Here is a 19,138-nt window from a genome sequence, read left to right as displayed (position 1 = left end):
TGTCGCACCAGTGCGTCCGGCAAGGGCACGTATCCGAGCTGGGTGGCTGCGGCGTCGCCGTTGGCGTAAACCCAGCGGAAGTAGTTGATCGCGGCGCGCGTCCCGGGCTTGCCGTCCTTGCGCACCAGGATGAAGTTGGTGGCGGTGATCGGCCATGCGTTCGCGCCCGGGGCGTTGGTGACGATCAGATAGAAATCCCTGCTCGACGCCCAGTTGGCGCTGGTGGCGGCTTCGGCGAAGGTGTCGTCGTTCGGAAGGACATAGTTGCCGGCGGCGTTCTTCAGGCGCGAATAGGTCAGACGGTTCTGCACGGCGAACGCGAGTTCCACGTATCCGATGCTGCCGCGAATCTGCTTGATGTAAGCGGACACGCCTTCGTTGCCCTTGCCGCCGATGCCGACCGGCCACTTCACGGTGGTGCCTTCGCCCACCTGCGCCTTCCACGACGGGCTGACCTTGGACAGGTAATTGGTGAAGTTGAAGCTGGTGCCGGAGCCGTCGGAGCGGTGCACCACGGTGATCTTCATCGCCGGCAGGGGCAGGCCGCGGTTGCTGGCGACGATGCGCGGGTCGTTCCACATGGTGATCTTGCCGAGGAAGATGTCGGCGAGCACGTCCGGATCGAGCTTCATCGCGCCGGCGGCGATGCCGGGCAGGTTGAAGGCCGGCACCACTCCGCCGATCACCGACGGGAATTGGGCCAGCCCGTCACGCGCGAGCTCCGCCGGAGGCAGCGGCTTGTCGGAGGAACCGAAATCCACGGTGCCGGCCTTGATCTGGGCGATGCCGCCGCCCGAACCGATCGACTGGTAGTTCACTTCCTTGCCGGTGGCGGCCTTGTAATCGGACGCCCACCGGGACATGGCGGGATAGACGAAGGAGGCGCCGGCGCCGGTGACGTCGGAAGCCATGGCCATGGCGGTGAAGCTCATCGCCAATGCGAGTGCAACGAAGCGGGATTTGAAGGATTGGGTCACGAACGACTCCTGGGGTGGGGAAGCGGCGGGTTGTTCCCGCCTCGCTGCGTATTCCAGCGGGGTTTCGTGACGCCAATGGGACGGTTTCATGACGTTCATGTGACAGCCCCAGACATGTCGCGCGGAAACAAAACTTCCAGATTCCTGCAACGAAACTGCAACATGGCTCGTGTGGAATGCGCTGCGGATGGCGCTGCGGCTCTGTGTCGCAAGCAATCGCCAGCCGGACAGCCAATTTCCCACTTCGGAGTGACACCATGCGTTCTACCCACTTGGCCGCCGCGATCGCGCTGGTTGCCGGAAGCTTCAGTTTCACCGCCGCCGCGCAGACGGCGCCCAGCGCCCAGGACATCGCCGAACTGAAGGCGCAAATCGCGGCGTTGCAGGCCCAGATCCAGAATCTGGAAGAACGTACCGATGCGCAGTCGGAAGTGAACGTCGCACAGGCCGCCACCAACGAACAGCTGGACGACCTGGCCGGCCTGCGGCGACTGGTGAACGACACCAAGATCAGCGGGCGTCTTTACTACGACCTGACCCATATCGACGACAGCAATCGCGGCGTGAAGACGGACCGCACCGGCTTCGCCTTCGACATCAAGCGCTTCTACCTCGGCGTCGACCACAAGTTCAACGACCGCTGGTCGATGAACCTGACCACCGATTTCCAGTACTCCTCGGCGATCTCGTCCACCGAGATCTACATCAAGAAGGCCTACATCCAGTACCGGCTGAGCGATGCCTTCGTGCTGCGCGCCGGTTCTTCCGATCTGCCGTGGGTGCCGTTCGCCGAGAATTGGTACGGCATGCGCTACGTCGAGAACACCATCGCCGATCGCCTCAAGTTCGGTACTTCGGCCGATTGGGGCGTGCATGTCGGCGGCAAGGTGGCCAATGGATCGCTGGAGTACGCGGTTGCGGCCCTGAACGGCAACGGCTACAAGAATCCCAGCCGCAGCCATGGTCTGGATTTCGAAGGCCGCCTGAGCTACTCGCCGACCAGCCGGACGGTGCTCGGCGTCGGTCTCTATTCAGGCACGCTCGGCCGCGACAAGCAGACGACTCCCGCCCTGCACACCGCCAACCGCGTCGATCTCATGGCGGCCTACATGAACGGCAACACCCGCCTGGGCGTTGAGTATTTCCGCGCAAACAACTGGAACAACGTCGCCACCGTCGCCAGCGACAGCGCCAACGGCTGGTCACTGTGGGGCAGCCACGGCCTCAATCAGGCCGGGGTGACGCTGTTCGCGCGCTACGACAACAGCCACACGAGCCGGACGCTGGATCCGACCTTGCGCGACACCTACTACAACCTCGGTGTGGAATGGCCGGTGGCGCCCGGCATCAAACTCGCCACCGTGTACAAGCACACCGATCAGCGCAACGCCTTGCGCACGAAGGATCTGCGGACCGACGAGCTCGGCGTCTGGGGCGAGTTCCGCTTCTGAGGATGCGCGAAGGCTGGATACAGTAGTCGCCGCGGACGGCGGTGCCGCCGATCCGCAAACTCCATTGCCGCCGCAGGCTGCGATCGGGCACCTGCGGCGGTGTTCTGTCGAGGGCTTGTCGATCCAACCAGCGATGCCGTTGAGTTCGCCGCCGGAAACCGGTCGAGACTTTCGTTCCGGCGCTCCATGCGCTACAAGACGGCTTCCGCCTGCGAGAGTCGCACCGTGTCCGTTCCCACCAACCCCGAGTTGAACGCGCTGGCACAGTCGGTCGGCGCGCGCCTGCTGGCGGGCCGGCAGATGCTGGTGACCGCCGAAAGCTGCACCGGCGGCTGGATCGCCAAATGCATGACCGAGATTCCCGGTTCGTCCGGCTGGTTCGATTGCGGCCTGGTGGCCTACAGCTACGAGGCCAAGCAAGCGCTGCTGGGCGTGCGCCCGCAGACGCTGGAAGAGTTCGGCGCGGTCAGCCGCGAGACGGTGGTCGAGATGGTCAGCGGCGCGCTGGTGCATTCGGGCGCGACGATCGCGGTGGCCGTCACCGGCATTGCCGGTCCCGATGGCGGCAGCGAGGACAAGCCGGTGGGCACGGTCTGGATCGGCTGGAAACGGCGCGGTGGCTATGCCCGCGCCGAGTTGCGCCATTTCGACGGCGACCGCGACGCGGTGCGGCGGCAGACGGTGGCGGCCGCGCTGCACGGGCTGGAACACATGCTGAACACGGGGAATCCGTAATCCGGCGATCTGCGCGGCTGGTGCCCAACACGCCCGGGCTTCCGGGCTCCGGCGTCATGTTGACGCCTTCGTTTCTTAGTGGTATTACTACTAACCATGGAACTGACAGCCAAACAACAAGCCATACACGTCTTCCTCGCGGAACGGATCGAAGCCGACGGGTTCGCGCCCTCGCAGGCGGAAATCGCCCACGCTTTCGGCTTCAGCGGCGTTCGCGCCGCGCAATATCACCTCGAGGCACTGGAAGCGGCCGGTGTGATCGAGCGCAGCCCCGGTCGCGCGCGCAGCCTGCGCTTGCTGCAGTGGCCGAATCGGCCACGCCAACTCGACCTTCCGGCCAACGACGACGCGCTGCAGTTGCCGGTGTTGGGTCAGGTGGCGGCGGGCGTGCCGATCGGTGCCGACATCGGCAGCGAACAGGTGGTGCTGATGGATCGCACCTTGTTCTCGATGACCCCCGATTACCTGCTTCGGGTCAAGGGCGATTCGATGCGCGACGAGGGCATCTTCGACGGCGATCTGATCGGCGTGCACCGCACCAATGAAGCGCGCAGCGGGCAGGTGGTGATCGCACGGATCGACGATGAAATCACGGTCAAGCTGTTCAAGCCCGCCCGCGGGAAAATCCGGCTGTTGCCGCGCAACCCCGATCACGAGCCGATCGAGGTCCAGCCGGGGCAGGATTTCGCCATCGAGGGCCTGTACTGCGGGCTGGTGCGGCCGCATGCCTGAGCCGACCGCCCGCATCGAGCGCAAATCCGACGCCGCGCGCGGCGTTTTCCGATTTTCCCGATGCGCCCGACGTGAAAAATTTCCATCGCGGTTCGCCAGCGTCGCAGTCCGTGCGACGGGCCCCGCCTAAGCTGCCCACGTACCGAACGAACACCATCCCAACCCCCTTCAAGGAGCACCCCGATGGACGAAAACAAGAAGCGCGCGCTGGCCGCGGCCCTGACCCAGATCGAGCGCCAGTTCGGCAAGGGTTCGGTGATGCGGATGGGCGATCGCACCGTGGAAGCGGTGGAAACGATCGGCACCGGTTCGCTGATGCTCGACATTGCTCTCGGTATCGGCGGCCTGCCCAAGGGTCGCGTGGTGGAAATCTACGGTCCGGAATCCTCGGGCAAGACCACGCTGACCCTGCAGGCCATCGCACAGTGCCAGAAGGCCGGCGGCACCTGCGCCTTCATCGACGCCGAGCACGCGCTGGACCCGATCTACGCGCAGAAGCTGGGCGTGAACCTCGATGATCTGTATCTGTCGCAGCCCGATACCGGCGAGCAGGCGCTGGAAATCGCCGACATGCTGGTGCGCTCCAATGCCGTCGACATGGTGGTGATCGACTCGGTGGCCGCGTTGACGCCCAAGGCCGAAATCGAAGGCGAGATGGGCGACCAACTGCCCGGCCTGCAGGCGCGCCTGATGAGCCAGGCCCTGCGCAAGCTCACCGGCAACATCAAGCGCAGCAACACCCTGGTGATCTTCATCAACCAGCTGCGCATGAAGATCGGCGTGATGATGCCGGGCCAGAGCCCGGAAACCACCACCGGCGGCAACGCACTCAAGTTCTACGCCTCGGTGCGGCTCGATATCCGTCGCATCGGCAGCATCAAGAAAGGCGAGGAAATCATCGGCAACCAGACCCGGATCAAGGTGGTCAAGAACAAGCTGGCGCCGCCGTTCAAGCAGGTCATCACCGAGATTCTCTATGGCGAAGGCATCTCGCGCGAGGGTGAACTGATCGAGATGGGCGTCAACGCGGAACTGGTCGAGAAGTCCGGCGCCTGGTACAGCTACGACGGTCAGAGGATCGGGCAGGGCAAGGAAAATGCCCGCCAGTTCTTCAAGGAAAACCCGGAGATCGCCGCCAAACTGGAAGCGATCCTGCGCGAGAAATTCGTCCCGCAGGAAGCCACGCGCGAAGAAGGCGAATGAACCATTCGGCGCCAGGGCCCGACAAGGACGTCGCTGCCCGGCGTCGGCGCCCGCCGCGAGCCGATCCGACGCCAATCCAGCGCGCCTTCGGACTGCTGACCCGTCGCGAGCACTCACAGTTCGAACTGGAACGCAAACTAATTCAACGCGGTGTGCCTGCCGCCGACGCGCAGGCGGTGGTGGGCAGGCTGGCGAGCGAGGGCTGGCAGAGCGATGCACGTTTTGCCGAATCGCTGCTGCGCGTTCGTGCCGGCAGCGGCTACGGTCCCGCCTACGTTCGTGCCGAACTGGCCAACCTGCATGGACTGCCGGCGGACGTCGTCGCCGCGGCCATGGACGAATTCGAAGGCGATTGGACCGAGATCGCCCGCGAGCTGATCCATCGTCGCCAACCGCAGGCGCTGTCCGGCGTGGAGGCCGCCCGGCGGAAAGCCATGGACTACCTCCTGCGTCGGGGCTTTTCCATGGAGCAGGCGCGCGCCGCGCTTGTGCAGACGTAGTTTGTGGAAGACGCTGAGGAACGCTTAACGGCAGCGTGTTAGTTTTCCTCAATGCTGCCGATCGGTGCTTGCTTTTCACGCTTCCGTGCGTGCACGGCCTTTCTTTTCCCTGCCATTTTCATTTTGGGATCTGCCGGCTGCGCCACCTACCAGCCGCTTGCCCTGTCGCAGGCAGAAGGCAGCCCCGCAGTGGAGGCGCTGTCGGTGCCGTTGGCACAGATGCCGCTGCCCGAGCTGCGACAGCATCGGTTCGACCCCAGCGACGGATTGGACAGCACCGAGACCGCCATGCTTGCGGTGGCCAACAGCCCTGCCTTGCTGGCGCAGCGGTCGGCAGCCGGCATCGCGCAGGCGCAGGCGTTTGCCGCAGGCCTGCTGCCGGATCCGTCAGTGAGTTTCGAAACCGACCGCCCCTTGGGTAATGCGGCCGGGTTGGTGCATGCGTTCAATCTGGGGCTGAGTTGGGATGTTGCCGCTTTGCTGCAGAGCCAGATACCGCAGCAGGACCAGCTGCAACAGGCCAACCTCAACGTGTTGTGGATGGAATGGCAAACCATCGCGCAAGCGCGCCAGCTGTTTTTGCAGGTGCAAACCCTGCGCGCGCAACGTCAGCAATTGGCTCAAGAGCTGGATGCCCTGCAGCCTTTGGAAGCGTCGGCATTGGCGGCCTTGCGCGAGGGCAACCTGACCCATGACGTGGCGGCAACAGCCCTCAATGCCGCCAGCGATGTGCGCAAGCGCGCCGGCGACAATGCAGTTGCGCTGGATCAAGCAGAATCGGAGTTGCGCCAGCTGCTGGGCTTGGCTGCGCAAGCACCCTTGCCGCTGGTGGGCGATGCGGCAGGCAGCGTGGAGGCGGCATCGCCCAGCGCAGCGCAGGTGCGTGCGGCGCTGGAGAACCTGCCTCAGCGTCGCCCCGATCTGTTGGCGCTGCAGGCCGGCTTTCGCGCTTCCGATGCCCAGCTGCGGGGCGCCATCCGCGCGCAGTTCCCGATGCTGAGCCTGGGAATGGTGCGCGCCGGGGATACCGGCAATGTGCAGACGCAGGGCATCACGTTCGGGTTGACGCTGCCTTTGTTCAATCGCAATCGCGGCAATATCGCCATCGCCACTGCCACCCGGCAGCAGCTGAAGGATGATTACGAAGCCCGCTTGCTGGCCACGCGCAACGATGTGGCGCGGCTGCAGGCGGACCTGCAGGCGCAGGATGCCCAGCTTCCCGCCGCTTCGGCGCATGCGCGCCAGATGGATACTGCCCGACGTGCGGCCGAGCAGGCGTGGCAGCAGCATCGCTTGGACTGGCTGGCCTATCTGGCACTGCGCGGCAATGCATTGGCCGCGGATGCCGATCTGGCCAACCTGCAACAGGCGCGTTCGGCTACCGCGATTGCCCTGCACACATTGCTGGGGCGCACCGATTTCGAGACCAAGGTGTCTTCTCCATGACTCATCGTGCTGCTTTCCTTGTCCCGGCACTGGCGTTGGTAGCCACCCTGCTGCTGGGCGGCTGCACCGGTGCGCAACAAGATGGCGGTGACGCGGCGACACAAGTCCAAATCACCACTGTTCCTGCTCAGAGGCAATCCTTCCACGATGTGCTGAATGCCTGGGGCAGCGTGGAAGCGGATCCCCAGCGGGCGCGCACGCTCAGCCTGGGACATGGCGGGCAAATCCTGGCCTTGCATGTGTCAGCCGGCCAGGCCGTGCGCGCCGGACAGGCGCTGCTGTCGATCGCTCCCGAACCGGCCGCGCGCAACGCGTATGCGCAGGCGGAAAGCACGCTCGCCCTGGCGCAAGGGGAACTGGAGCGCACCCGCAGCCTGTTCGAACAGCATCTGGCGACCGAATCGCAGTTGGCGGCTGCCCGAAAGGCGTTGTCCGATGCGCAGGTGGGATTGGAGGCGCAGCGTGCTGCAGGCGGCGGAAGTGCCAGCGAAGTGCTGCGCGCGCCAGCCGATGGGATGGTCACCACGCTGGCGATCGGCAATGGCGACCGTTTCGCCGCCGATGCGCCATTGCTGACCTTCGCTCCCGCGCAAGCGTTGGTGGGGGCGTTGTCGCTGGCGCCTTCCGAGGCCGCTTTCAATGTGCAGGCCGGGCAGCAGGTGCGCCTGCAGGGCGCATTCGCGGGCGGCGTTGTCGTCGGGCAAGTTCGCACCGCGGGCCGCAGCATCGACCCGCAAACCCGTTTGCTGCCCGTGCTGGTGGAATTGCCGGCGCACGCCGGGCTGCATCCGGGCGACGCATTGACGGCGCAGATTGAAGGCGCAGCCTATTCCGCTTGGGCGGTGCCGCGGCAAGCCGTGGTTCATGACGATGCTGGCGATCATCTCTTCATCGTGCAGGCGGGCAAGGCGCATCGGGTTCCGGTGCACGTGCGCCAGCCCGTGGGCGTCGTGCTGGGGGTGGAAGCGAATTTGACCGCGCAGGCCAGGATCATCGTGGAGGGGGCTTACGAAGCAGAAGACGGCATGCCGGTACAAGAGGGCAAGCAATGAGCGGTGGCGGGGTGCAGGACTGGTGTTTTCGCCACCGTCGATCGCTGCTGTTCCTGATCCTCGTGCTGGCCGTGGGTGGACTGGCCAGTGCGCTGCGGCTTCCGGTCACGCTGTTTCCCGACGTGGCGTTTCCGCGGGTGCGTGTGACGCTGGATGCCGGCGATCAGCCCGCCGACCAGATGGTGGTGTCCACCACGCGGCCCGTGGAAGACGCCATCCGTCGCGTGCGCGGCGTGCGCGAGCTGCGCTCTACCACCAGCCGCGGCAGCGCCGAAATCAATATCGGGTTCGACTGGGGCGCCGACATGGCGCGCGCCTTGCTGGAAGTGGATGCGGCCATTGCCCAGGCCATGCCGGATCTGCCGGCGGGCGTGCACACCGAGGCCATCCGGCTGGATCCCACCGTGTTTCCGATCCTGGCCTACAGCCTGCGCTCGGGCACGCTGTCGCCCACGCAGCTGCGCGACGTGGCCGAGTACCAGCTCAAGCCGTTGCTGTCCGGCGTGAACGGCGTGGCGCGTGTGGAAGTGCAAGGGGGCGCCGTTGGCGAATTCCAGGTCGACGTGGATGCGGCGAAGCTGCGCGCGCAAGGGCTGGCGCTGGCCGACGTGGCCCACGCCGTGGCCAATGCCGCCACACTGCAATCCGCCGGACGCCTGGAGGACCATTACAAACTCTATCTGGTGATGGCCGACAACCAGCCGAACAGCATGGCAGCGTTGTCCAATATCGTTTTGCGCGCCGATGCGCGCGGAGCTTTGCGACTGGGCGACATTGCGAAGGTGCGCATGGGCACGGCGCCGCAGTGGGTGCGCGCCACGGCCGATGGCCGCGATGCCGTGCTGCTGGAGGTGTATCAGCAGCCGGATGGCAACAGCGTGCAGATCGCGCAGGCGGTGAAGCAACGCCTGATGGAGTTCGAGCGCAGCAACGGGCATTCGCTCGCGGTTGCCAACTGGTATGACCAATCGCTGCTGGTGGTGGGGGCGGCTGGCAGCGTGCGCGACGCCATTCTGATCGGCATCGCGCTGGCTGGCTTGGTGCTATTCCTGTTTCTGCGCAACACCCGCATCATCCTGATCGTGTTGATCACGGTGCCGGCTACCTTGGCCATGACCGTGCTGCTGCTGACGCTGTTGAAGATGAGTTTCAACATGATGACCCTGGGTGGCATGGCCGCCGCCGTTGGTCTGCTGATCGACGATGTCATCGTGATGCTGGAACACATCGTGCGCCGTGTACACGAAGGCAGCGCGGAGATCTCCACGCGGGTTGCCGCCGCCGCACGGGAGTTCACCCGGCCACTGACCGGATCCAGCGCCGCAACGCTGGTGATCTTCCTGCCGCTGGCCTTCCTGGGCGGCGTCACCGGCGCGTTCTTCAAGGCGCTGTCGCTGACCATGGCCTGTGCGCTGCTGATCTCATACGCGCTGACCTGGGTTGCGGTGCCCCTGCTGGCGCGTTGGCTGATCAATCCAGAACATGCGCGCGAGCGCCCGCCGGGACGCGTGACGCAATGGTTGGCAGTGCATTACCAGCGCGCGTTGCAGGGCTTGCTGCGCCGGCCCGCGTGGCTGCTCTTGATCGCCTTGCCGCTGCTGCTGGCCGGCGGCCTTGCGTACCTGCGCGTGGGTAGCGGGTTTATGCCGGCGATGGATGAAGGTGGCTTCATCCTCGACTATCGTTCGCAGCCGGGTACATCGTTGCAGGAAACCAACCGCATGCTGCTGCAGGTGGAACGCATCCTCCGCAGCAATCCGCATGTGCAGACCTATTCCCGGCGCACCGGCCTGCAGCTTGGCGGCGGACTGACCGAAGCGAACACGGGCGATTTCTTTGTGCGCCTGAAAGATGGCCAGCGCCCGTCCACGGCCGAGGTGATGGAATCCGTGCGCCGGCAAGCCAGCACCCAGGTCGCAGGGCTGGACATCGACGTGGCGCAATTGATGGAAGACCTGATTGGCGATCTGACCGAAGTGCCACAGCCAATCGAGGTCAAGCTGTATTCCGATGACGAGGCGCAGCTGGTCGCCACCGCACGCAAGGTGGCCGATGCCGTGGGCAAGGTGCCCGGCGTGGTGGAAGTGCGAAACGGCATCAACCCCGCCGGTGATGCGCTGGTGGTGCGTACCGACCCGGCCAAGGCCGCACTGTACGGGCTGGATCCATCCACGGTGGCGCAGCAGGTGGCCGATGCAGTGGCCGGCAACGTGGCTGCGCAGCTGCCGCAGGGACCCAAGCGCGTGGAGGTACGCGTCTGGTTGCCGCCGGCCGCGCGTGCGCAGATCGAGCAGTTGCAGGCTTTGCTGTTGCGCAGCAGTGACGGGCGTCTGGTGCCGCTGGACACGGTGGCCACGCTGCAAACCGTGCAGGGGCAGCCGGAAATCAATCGCGACAACCTCAAGCGCATGGTGGCCGTCACCGCCCGTATCGTGGGACGTGACATGGGCAGCACGGTGGGCGACGTCAAGCGCGTGCTGGCGCAGCCGGGGTTGCTGCCAGCAGGCATGTATCACGAACTTGGCGGCCTGTATGCGCAGCAGCAGGCGGCGTTCCATGACCTGACCGTGGTGCTGCTGGCCGCGGTGGCGCTGGTGTTCGCCCTGCTGCTGTTCCTGTACGAAAGCTTCCGCGTGGCGCTGGCGATCCTGGCGGCGCCGCTGTTGTCGTTGAGCGCCGTCTTCCTTGGCCTGTGGGTCACCGGCATCGAGCTGAACATCTCGGCGTTGATGGGCATGACCATGATCGTCGGCATCGTCACTGAGCTGTCGATCTTTTATTTCAGCGAAGCCCAGAGCAATGGCAATGCGGATGGCCCCCTGTCGCAGGAGGCCCTGTTGCACGCCGGCTTGCACCGCATGCGCCCGATCCTGATGTCCACCCTGGCCGCCATCCTCACCCTGCTGCCGCTGGCGCTGGCCATCGGCCAAGGCTCGCAGATGCAGCAGCCGCTGGCGGTCGCCATCATCGCCGGCTTGGTGGTGGCAGTACCGTTGGTGCTGCTGGTGATGCCGGCGCTGTACATGGCACTGCAGCGGGGGGCTTGAACTCTCAGGATTCAAGCATCTCGTTGCAGTGGGCGAGCGGCCCGCCGGCGAGGCTGAGGTTGGTGGCCCAGGACAATGAAGGCGGCATCGGTGCCGGCTTGCGCCGCATTGCGCCGCATTGCGCAGGAGACGCCATAGCCCGCGTCAGGTCTTATGTTGCGTGGTGCGCAACGCGACTCAGCAGCCTGGCTCACCGGGCTCCTTGCTGCGATCGCGGGCGCCATGCGACATGACCGGACGCGCGTGCATCTAGCTGGCCAGCCTTACGCAACAGGGGTCGTGCTACCCGCAGGGCAAAATCAGGCCTCCTTAGAAGCCTGTCGCGGTCGCAACCGGATTTCCGTCCACGAAGACCTCGTAGCGATGTGGGCGGAGACCCGCCAGCAACAGCGGCCGCGTTTTCACGATGCGAACCTCTGTTCCAGCTATCGTTGCCGTCCACGTGCGGGTTAGCCTGATGCTGAGGTGCGTGAGCGGATTGACCGCAGTCTGGAGGGTGATCGTCTCGCTCGGCGTGACGAGGACGGCTGTCCCGGTCATCCTGTCGCGGCGGAATTCGACCGGCATTCCGTTTGCCTGGAAATGGATTTGCATCCGCCCTCCAATCGACGATCCTGCGACTGGCCGTTGGGCGCCCGACCGTCAAGCGAGCGGCAGGGGTTCATTGCATCGGGTCGTCCGATCGTGGATCTCGATCAAACGGCTTGCGTCGCCGCCCGGGCTGGCGTTGCCGATCGTTTCGAGATATCGGCAGGTCGCATGGCGCGCCGAGGCCTCTTCGTACCTGGTCAGCCACGCGGTGAATTGCTTCTGAATTCCAGCGTCGGTTCTTGGGTACCCTCCCGGTGGGGGAGGACTGTTGCAACGCCACGGCTTGGGCGTGAGGCGGGCGCGGAAACTGCGCTGGACGCGGCAAAGGCGCGCATAGGCGGGATCCGTCCCGGTCGCCTGCATCAGATCCTGGACGTCTTGTGCCGTCGGGTCGTACTCGCGGTCGATGGCGATGGCCCGGAGTCCGGCCGCCGTCCGGTACAGGCGAAAAGTGGCATTGCTGTGGCTGCGCAGCGAGTCGCGGAGTCTGGAGATGGCTTTCTGCTCGGAAGAGGCGCCGCCGAACATTTGCCTGATCCGGTCGGAAAGGCCGGGAAGCGGGAGATCGATGTCGAGGAAGAGCAGCCGGTCCGTGTTCAGGACTTGGACGCCATAGCCGTTGCGCGTGATGACGGCGGATGGCTCGCCCAGGGCGTCGAGCGCGAGCGTCTCGAGAATCTCTTCACGGACGGGCCGGGTTCCATAGCCATACGTGTCGGGGAATGGCTCGCCCCGGCCAATGCGCTCCAGGACGCGCTTGAGCCTGTCGACACCGTTGCCGCGGGCTTCGGCCTCGTCTTGCCCCCAGCCCCAAAGCGAAATGGGAACAACATTCCCGTCCGGGAGTTTTCCCTCGCCGCTTGCCTTGATCCATACGCGCGGGATCTGCATCTGCAAGCCTCCTGACGATCGAGTTGGAGCTGGCCGCACGGCTGCGTGATCGCTCCAGCCTATCACGGCGCCGTGGAAGCAGAGCGTGTCCGGAGTGAATGCGTTGCCGGCGCTCTGGATTCAATCCAGCGCGCTGGTGTACTGCCGGAGCTTTCCTTCGCTGGGATCGATGGCGCGGGTCTGGAGAGGCAGTTGACCGAGAAGCCGGGCGAGGGCGGATGCGGCTTGCGATGCGTGCGGCGAGCCTTCGGGAAGGCGCAGGAGGAGGCTTCCGTCCGCGGCCTGGTGCAGGGTGAACCGGGTGAGCGGCAGGTGCGCCAAGGCGTGGCTCACGTCCACGTTGTTGCGCCAGCTGCCGTCGGCGTGGCGGAAGCGCACCGGGGCGCGGCCTTCGAGTTCGCGCAGCATCGGTTCGGGGCCGTCGAGGTCGAGCCGCGCCCAGTCGCCGGTGCGGTAGCGCAGCAGGGGCAGGCAGAAGTTGAAGCCGCCGGTCAGGGTGATTTCCCCGCGCTCGCCCGCAGGCACGGGGCGCCCTTCGGTATCGAGGGTTTCAACAAACAGCCGGTCCTGCAGCAGCACGTGGCCGCCGCGTTCCGGGTCGAACACGGCGATCGGGCCGGCTTCGTTCATCGAATAGAGGTCGAGCACCGGGCAGCCGTAGCGGCGTTCGAGTTCCGCGCGCAGCCCCGCCGTGAGTTGCATGGAGACGCTCAGCAGCGCGCGCGGGCGGTGGCGCATCGGCAGGCGCAGCAACTCGCCGAACGAGATCGGGTCGCCGGCCAGGAATTCGGGCGCCATCGCGTCGAGGTAGCGCGCGCGGTCGTCCGGGTTCCGCCAGTCGTCGGGGTGGAGGTTGATCTTGGCCAACCCCGATTCGTCCATCGAGGGCGTGACGGAGACGTAGGTGAAGCAGCGCAGCTGGAACCCGAGCAGGATCACGCCGACCTCGCCTGCGCCCGCCCGTGGCGTGATGCCGAAGCGGGCGAGTGCGCGTTTGTGGTGGGCGAGGTAGCGCCCTGCGACCAGTGGGTGCGAAGGCACGATCAGCGGGTGGCCGGTGGTGCCGCTGGTGTCGAAGGCGATCATGCGCGCGAGCGGCAGCGGATCGGGCACGAAGGCGGTGATGTCGGCGGCGAGGTCGGCGCGCGAGCTGGTGGGAATGGCGGTGAATTCGGCGGGCCGTTCGCCCTGCCGGTGCCAGTGTGGGACGTCGCGCCAGGTCTGTTCGACGAAGGCGTCGAGCCAGTCTGGCCGTGCCTCCTGCGGCCAGCCGATGCGGGCGTCGAGCACGCGGCGCTCGTAGTCGGCGAGGGCGGCCAGGTCCTCGGGGGTGAGCTTGTTGCCGCTCTGGTTGCGGTAGATCGGCGCGGCCGGGTGTTCGCGCAACCGGCGCAACATGCGCATGCCGGCATCGGTCAGCGTGGGGTAGCGCTGGCTCTCGGGATTCGACATCACTCGCGGGTCCACTTGTCGGCGGATTCGCGCGCCGCCTGTTCGGCCAGCGCCGCGCGGATGGCGCGGGCGCGTTCTTCCATCGTGCGGCTGGCGGCGATAAGGCGACGCCGCTCGACCGCGCTGATGCGGCTCAGCCGGTCGCGCGCCTGTTTTTCGGTCTCGCCGGCCGGGCGCAGGCCGAGTGCTGCCAGCACGCTGCGCGCCAGTTCCTCGCGCCTTTCGGCGTCTTCCACGAAGCGCGCCGGCGATTCGGTGCCGGCGAGTTCCGGAAGCGTGTCGTGCAGGAGTTCGGGAACCTGCGGCCCGCGTTTGGAGTCGGCAAACCACGGGTCGGCCAGCAGCCAACAGCACACCTGTACCAGCCGCAGCGTGTTGGCGCCGTGCGGCCTGCTCAGGCGAAACCCCTCCAGCAGTTTCCGGTCGGCGCGCACTCCCATCCCGAGCAGGAGATCATGCACGAGCGCGGCGGTCGAAACGCCGTCGCTGTCGGGGGCGGCGGGCGCATCGAGAAATTCGGCCGGCGTTTCCTGCAGGCGCCGGGTGAGCTGCTCCAGCGGCGGGCCCTCGGCGTCGAGCGGGCGCGGGCCATCAGACGTAGGCACGGTGTTCTCCCTCGGCTGCGGTCGGTGCGGCCTGCGCGGTGTAGTGGCGGCGGCTGAAGTCGCGGGCGAAGTCGAGCAGCTGCGCCAGGTCGCTCACGGTGTGCACCGCCCAGCCTTGCTCGTCCCGCGCGCGGCGCAGCCAGTCGAAGCCGTGTCCCGCCCGCTTCGCGGTTTCCCAGTTGGCAGGAATGTTGAGCGCGAGAGTGCCGCCGGCGCGGCCCTTTCCCAGTGCCATCGCGGTCACTTCCCAGCCGTCGTTGCCGTGCTCGTCACGCGCGAACATCGTATCCATGCCGTCGTCGGAGATCTGCAGGATGTGCACGGCGCGGTCGTGCGCGCCACGCCTGGCGTAGGTCTCGCGCAGTTTCCAGATGGGGAAGGCGGTGGCGCCGCGAAGGGTGCCGGTCAGTACGCCCAGGACTTCGTCCTCGTTGCGGATGAAGCCCGGCGTCGACAGGACCTGCCCCTTGCCGCTCCACAGCGTCACTTGCACGGCCGCGCCGGTGCGCAGCGCCGAGAGTGCGATGACCGCACCGGCCAGCGCCGGCCAGGACAGGTTGACCTGCGGGTTGGGCATCGAGCCGGAGCTGTCGACGTAGAGGTCCAGGTCAATTGGTTCCGGGTGGATCGCGGGGTCGGGTGCCGGGCCGAGGACGCGCCGTACCGTGGTCAGGCCGGGGATGACGACCGGTGACTGCAGGACAGTCTGGATCCAGTCGATGTCGTCGAAGGGTTCTCCGACCTGCCAGGGTTCCAGGCCTTCGAATTGGAGTTCGCTGCGGCCCGATGCCGGCATGCGCGGGAACGGCACCAGATGCGGCAGGGCCAGTTCGCGGTAATAGCGGATCGCCATCTCCCGTGGCGGAAGAACGAGGCCTCCCGCGGCCAGCAGTTCACCGTATTCGAACGGCTCGCGGGTCTGACCGCCGGAAGATGCCTTGGACTCGGGCCGTTGCTCGGGTTTCGCATCGCTGGCTTCCTCGCCGGTGATGGCCGGATCGCGCGAGGGATGCAGAGGCTCGCGTTCGTCGCCGTCCATTTCAAGCACACCGTTCGGCGTGCTGCCGGCGGCGGCGCTGGCGGTGTCCTGCAACAGCGCGAACAGGGCCACCTCTTTCGATTCGGCGACCAAATAGGGCAGGACGAGCGCGGCGAAACTTCCCGCTGCGCGTAGCCAGTCGCGGGCATACACCCGGACAAGCCGTGCACCGAGCCAGGCGTCGGCGCGCAGGAGTTCGGTCGTGCCTCCGCCCAGATCGCCGGGATCGAGCTGCCAGAGTTCCTCGTAGATGCCCATGTAGAGCTGCCAGAGGCTGCCTTGGGCAAGGTGTTCGCCGACCGCCTCTTCCTTGCGCGCCCGGTCCTTCGCGGATGCGGCCGGCAGCGGCGGCGGGGTGGGCGGCAGCACGGCGCGCAGGCGGCGGTAGATGTCCGCCATGCGCAGGCCATCCTGCCGGGCGAGGCGGTCGTTGATGAGCAAGTCGGCGTAGAGGTTGGCCACCATCGGCGCGTGCGCCTCCAGCGTCGGCAGGCCCGCGCGGATGCGCGCCAGCAGGCGGAACTGGTCGGTGACGCTGGCTGGCGCCAGTATGTGGTGGCCGATTTCGTGCGCCAGCACTTCGCGCGCGTAGTCTTCCAGGCCATAGGCGCAGACCTGCTCCAGATCCACCACGACGCGCTGGTCCACGAGGCGGATCATGGCGAAGCTGCCGTTCAGGCCTTCTTTGGCGGCTTCGACCGAGAGCCCGCAGAGGCTTGGTTCGCCGAGGCGCAGCCACGGGCTCCAGAGCGCGAGCGCTGCGGGCCACGCCGCACGCCAGCGTTCGAGGAGGGTGGTGTTCGCGTCCATCAGGCAGGCTCCGGGCCGACGGCGATCGCATGGGTCCAGGGCGAAAGGATCAGCACGCTGCCCTGGGTCGAGATGGCCTGCGGATCCGGCGCGGTCCAGGACGATTGCTGGAGCAGCGCGTTCGCAGGCGCAAACTTGCGAGTCGGTTCGGCGGCCGCTTCCCAGGCTTCGGCAGCGGCCGGCAGCGGCGTTGCGCCGTAGCGGTCGGCGTGGAGCCGGAAATGCCGCGCTCCGCTTCGCAACAGGAAGCCGCCGTCCTCCACGCGCGCCTTCGGCGGCTGTGCGAAGACGCCGCCGAAGCCCGTGAAGCTGCCGAGCTTGTGGAAACCGGCGGGTTCCATGCCCGGCAGGCGCAGCCACGGGTCGGCGAGCGCCGCCTCGCGCCAGCGGGCCCAGTCGGTGCCGGGAGGAAGATCGAGCGCTGCGCGGGCGAGATCGTCCGGGATTCCGGCCGCCATCTCCAGCACCGGTCGTCGGAAGTGCGCGAGTCCCGCTCGCCAGGCGAGAAGCTGGCCCACGCGCCGAAGTGTCGTGGTGTCCTGCACGCTGTCCGCGACGGCCGCGAGCCGCGCGCGCCATTGCTCAGGGCGCGCCGCCGGCCAGCGGGCGATTTCGAGCACGGCATTGCTGAGCGCGCCGGCCACCGCCTGCGGGCGCGGGGCGATGAGGTGGGCGAATCGGGGCAGGACTTCGCGCCAGAGCGCGGTCAGCTCAGGTTCCGCGTCGCGGCCGCTTCCCACGAGGTCGATCGCGACGCGCACGAGCGCTTCGGTGCAGGGCGCGATCCGTTCGGGGCGCTCGCGGGCCACGGCTTCCAGTGCGAGGTCGAGCGCGTTTTCGAGGAAGGCGCGCAGCCGCGCGGTGTCGAACTGCGGCTGGCGCAGCCGCGCCTGCGCAACCTGCGCGTTGATCGCCCCGCGGCGGGCGGCCAGCCCTTCGGCCAGGGGCGCGCTCACCGCCATCAGCGGCTCCGCAGCCAGGCCAGGTAGTTGGTGTAGCGCTGGTGCAGGTACTTGAGCAGCAGCAGGTCGTCGTACTGCGGGCCGTAGAGCTTGCCGCTCTCGCTCAGCGCCTTGACCTGTTGCTCGATGCGCTGCAGGCGCCGGCGCACTTCGCTTTCCTCGAGGCCATCGAGCCCGGCGGCGAATTCCGCCGAAAGCGCGCTGGCGGGATCGTCCGCGTCCAGCTGCAGGCGGTCGTACTCGGCGTTGGAAAGGTCGAACAGGTTCCGCAGCCAGGCGATGCGGTCGGTGCGCAGCGCCGCGTTCTCGGGCAGGGCGAAGAAGGGTGCGTCGAGGTCGGGGATCAGCTTGTCCTTGAGCACGAAGGGGAGGATCTGGCGCACATCCACCAGCGTGACCTCGCCGTTGCCGCGGAACCAGGCCAGCGCCTTGGAAAAGACAAGGAGGGTCATCAGGTTGCGCACCGACAGCCCGTTGCGGGTCTGGCAGCCCACGTCCTGCAGGCGGTCGCGGCCGGTATCGGCGGCGACGAGCTGTTGCCAGTCGGCGCCGGCGAGCCGCGCCGTGTCCTTGGTGCGGTACTCGAACTGGCTGCCCGCCTGCGGCATCAATTCGAACTGGCTGGCGAAGAACTCGATGCGCCGGCGCAGGGCGGGCGGCAGGGGGACGGCGCGGATGGCCCGACCCATGGCGGTGATTTCCGCTTCGTCGAAGAGGATCTCCGGCGGCATCAATTCCTCGGGCCGCGCGCCCGATTCCACTCGCAACAGCAGTTCGCCCAGAAAGCGCGGGTTGAAGGAGAGCGCCTGCACGATCACGTCGATGCGGTCGCGCAGCGCCTCGATCACCTGATAAGTGCCGCCACCCTGATCGTCGTTCGCGGTGAGATACCAGGCGGCCGGCGGGCATTCGTAGATGTGATTCAGGAGTTCGGCGTAGTTGTCGCCCATCACCGTGAGCAGCGCGCTCTGGGTGCGGGTGGGGATGCGGTTGTACTCGTCGATGATCTTCACCCGCATGCCCAGCCACTGGCGCCAGGCGATGCGGATGTCCTCCATGCGCTGCGCCTGGGCCAGATCCGCAGGCAGCGGGTTGCCGAGCAGGTCGGCCACGGTCATCTGCGGGTGTCCGTGCTGCATCGCGCGGCGCACCTCGCGCACCGGGTAGCCGGCCAGTACGCCCATCAGCACCGCGCTTGCGGTCTTGCCGCGCCCGGGGCCGCCGATGAACAGGCATTTTGAGCGCGTGGCGAAGGTGAGCAGCGGCAGCAGCACGTAGCTCGAGTAGCTCTGCTCGGAGGGCAGGGTGAGCCTGCCGTGCGCGTCCACGCGGAAGCGCGCCGCGCGCGTGACATCGAACTCCACGTCGTAGTGCGGGCTGATGATCGCGTTGTTGACGATCCAGAAGTAGGCCTGACGGAGCTTCTCGTCGAGCGCGGGCGCGGCCTCGGTGCGCGCCTCGCCCGTTTCGGCCGGGCCTTCGTAGAGGCTAGCGACGTCGAATACCTCTCCAGGCGGCTCGGCCTTGTGCGGGTTGGTGGGCGCCTGCGAGACGCGACGGAAGAGGTTGAATCCCGACATGAGGCAGAATCTCCGCTGCTCAGTTTCCACGTGGAATCGTACCGGATCGATATGCCCCAAACCCA

16 protein-coding genes are annotated in these 19,138 nt (G+C 66.8%); 8 read left to right on the top strand and 8 right to left on the bottom strand.

Annotated elements, in window-relative coordinates:
- The coding region (pstS, locus tag Q0X16_RS07125) for a phosphate ABC transporter substrate-binding protein PstS (protein WP_297832558.1) at positions 1 to 932 on the bottom strand (932 nt) is incomplete at its 3' end.
- 302 nt (positions 933 to 1,234) lie between these two features.
- Here pstS and Q0X16_RS07120 point away from each other — a divergent pair.
- The 8 genes from Q0X16_RS07120 (at position 1,235) to Q0X16_RS07085 (ending at position 11,143) form a co-directional block, all read left to right on the top strand.
- Positions 1,235 to 2,428 carry a porin gene (locus Q0X16_RS07120; protein ID WP_297832555.1) on the top strand — a complete coding sequence of 398 codons (1,194 nt, stop codon included), beginning with the start codon at positions 1,235 to 1,237 and terminating at the stop codon, positions 2,426 to 2,428.
- A 225-nt stretch (positions 2,429 to 2,653) separates the two neighbouring features.
- Positions 2,654 to 3,163: a CinA family protein gene (locus Q0X16_RS07115; protein WP_297832552.1), complete on the top strand. Its 510-nt coding sequence runs from the start codon at positions 2,654 to 2,656 to the stop codon at positions 3,161 to 3,163.
- A 96-nt stretch (positions 3,164 to 3,259) separates the two neighbouring features.
- A complete protein-coding gene (lexA, locus tag Q0X16_RS07110) occupies positions 3,260 to 3,895 on the top strand; it encodes a transcriptional repressor LexA (RefSeq protein WP_297832549.1) in 636 nt (211 codons plus the stop codon).
- 183 nt (positions 3,896 to 4,078) lie between these two features.
- Complete coding sequence (gene recA / locus Q0X16_RS07105; protein ID WP_297832546.1) at positions 4,079 to 5,098, top strand: recombinase RecA; 1,020 nt, start codon at positions 4,079 to 4,081, stop codon at positions 5,096 to 5,098.
- A complete protein-coding gene (locus tag Q0X16_RS07100; RefSeq protein WP_297832544.1) occupies positions 5,095 to 5,598 on the top strand; it encodes a regulatory protein RecX in 504 nt (167 codons plus the stop codon). The genes recA and Q0X16_RS07100 overlap by 4 nt, the downstream gene beginning before the upstream one ends.
- Positions 5,599 to 5,721: 123 nt before the next feature.
- Positions 5,722 to 7,044 carry a TolC family protein gene (locus Q0X16_RS07095; RefSeq protein WP_297832541.1) on the top strand — a complete coding sequence of 441 codons (1,323 nt, stop codon included), beginning with the start codon at positions 5,722 to 5,724 and terminating at the stop codon, positions 7,042 to 7,044.
- Between the two features lie 35 nt (positions 7,045 to 7,079).
- Positions 7,080 to 8,096 carry an efflux RND transporter periplasmic adaptor subunit gene (locus Q0X16_RS07090; RefSeq protein ID WP_297832538.1) on the top strand — a complete coding sequence of 339 codons (1,017 nt, stop codon included), beginning with the start codon at positions 7,080 to 7,082 and terminating at the stop codon, positions 8,094 to 8,096.
- Entirely contained in the window at positions 8,093 to 11,143 is a 3,051-nt protein-coding gene (locus Q0X16_RS07085) for an efflux RND transporter permease subunit (protein ID WP_297832535.1), read from the top strand. The genes Q0X16_RS07090 and Q0X16_RS07085 overlap by 4 nt, the downstream gene beginning before the upstream one ends.
- 309 nt (positions 11,144 to 11,452) lie before the next feature.
- Here the strand turns inward: Q0X16_RS07085 and Q0X16_RS07080 are convergent, their stop codons facing one another.
- From Q0X16_RS07080 to Q0X16_RS07050, 7 genes are all read right to left on the bottom strand, one after another.
- Complete coding sequence (locus Q0X16_RS07080; protein WP_297832533.1) at positions 11,453 to 11,737, bottom strand: hypothetical protein; 285 nt, start codon at positions 11,735 to 11,737, stop codon at positions 11,453 to 11,455.
- Between the two features lie 48 nt (positions 11,738 to 11,785).
- On the bottom strand, positions 11,786 to 12,625 hold the full coding sequence (locus Q0X16_RS07075; RefSeq protein WP_297832530.1) for a hypothetical protein: 840 nt from the start codon (positions 12,623 to 12,625) through the stop codon (positions 11,786 to 11,788).
- A gap of 120 nt (positions 12,626 to 12,745) precedes the next feature.
- Positions 12,746 to 14,077: a hypothetical protein gene (locus tag Q0X16_RS07070; RefSeq protein WP_297832527.1), complete on the bottom strand. Its 1,332-nt coding sequence runs from the start codon at positions 14,075 to 14,077 to the stop codon at positions 12,746 to 12,748.
- Positions 14,077 to 14,682: a hypothetical protein gene (locus tag Q0X16_RS07065; protein ID WP_297832524.1), complete on the bottom strand. Its 606-nt coding sequence runs from the start codon at positions 14,680 to 14,682 to the stop codon at positions 14,077 to 14,079. Before Q0X16_RS07065 ends, Q0X16_RS07070 begins: the two co-directional genes overlap by 1 nt.
- Entirely contained in the window at positions 14,669 to 16,531 is a 1,863-nt protein-coding gene (locus Q0X16_RS07060; RefSeq protein WP_297832521.1) for a hypothetical protein, read from the bottom strand. Before Q0X16_RS07060 ends, Q0X16_RS07065 begins: the two co-directional genes overlap by 14 nt.
- On the bottom strand, positions 16,531 to 17,493 hold the full coding sequence (locus Q0X16_RS07055) for a hypothetical protein (RefSeq protein WP_297832518.1): 963 nt from the start codon (positions 17,491 to 17,493) through the stop codon (positions 16,531 to 16,533). Before Q0X16_RS07055 ends, Q0X16_RS07060 begins: the two co-directional genes overlap by 1 nt.
- On the bottom strand, positions 17,493 to 19,073 hold the full coding sequence (locus Q0X16_RS07050; protein WP_297832515.1) for an AAA family ATPase: 1,581 nt from the start codon (positions 19,071 to 19,073) through the stop codon (positions 17,493 to 17,495). The genes Q0X16_RS07055 and Q0X16_RS07050 overlap by 1 nt, the downstream gene beginning before the upstream one ends.
- Between the last annotated feature and the right edge of the window lie 65 nt (positions 19,074 to 19,138).

The sequence above is a fragment of the Thermomonas sp. genome (assembly GCF_025993755.1).
Classification (GTDB): domain Bacteria; phylum Pseudomonadota; class Gammaproteobacteria; order Xanthomonadales; family Xanthomonadaceae; genus Thermomonas.
Note: the sequence above shows the minus strand (reverse complement) of the source record. Positions and strands in the feature narration are given on the sequence as shown.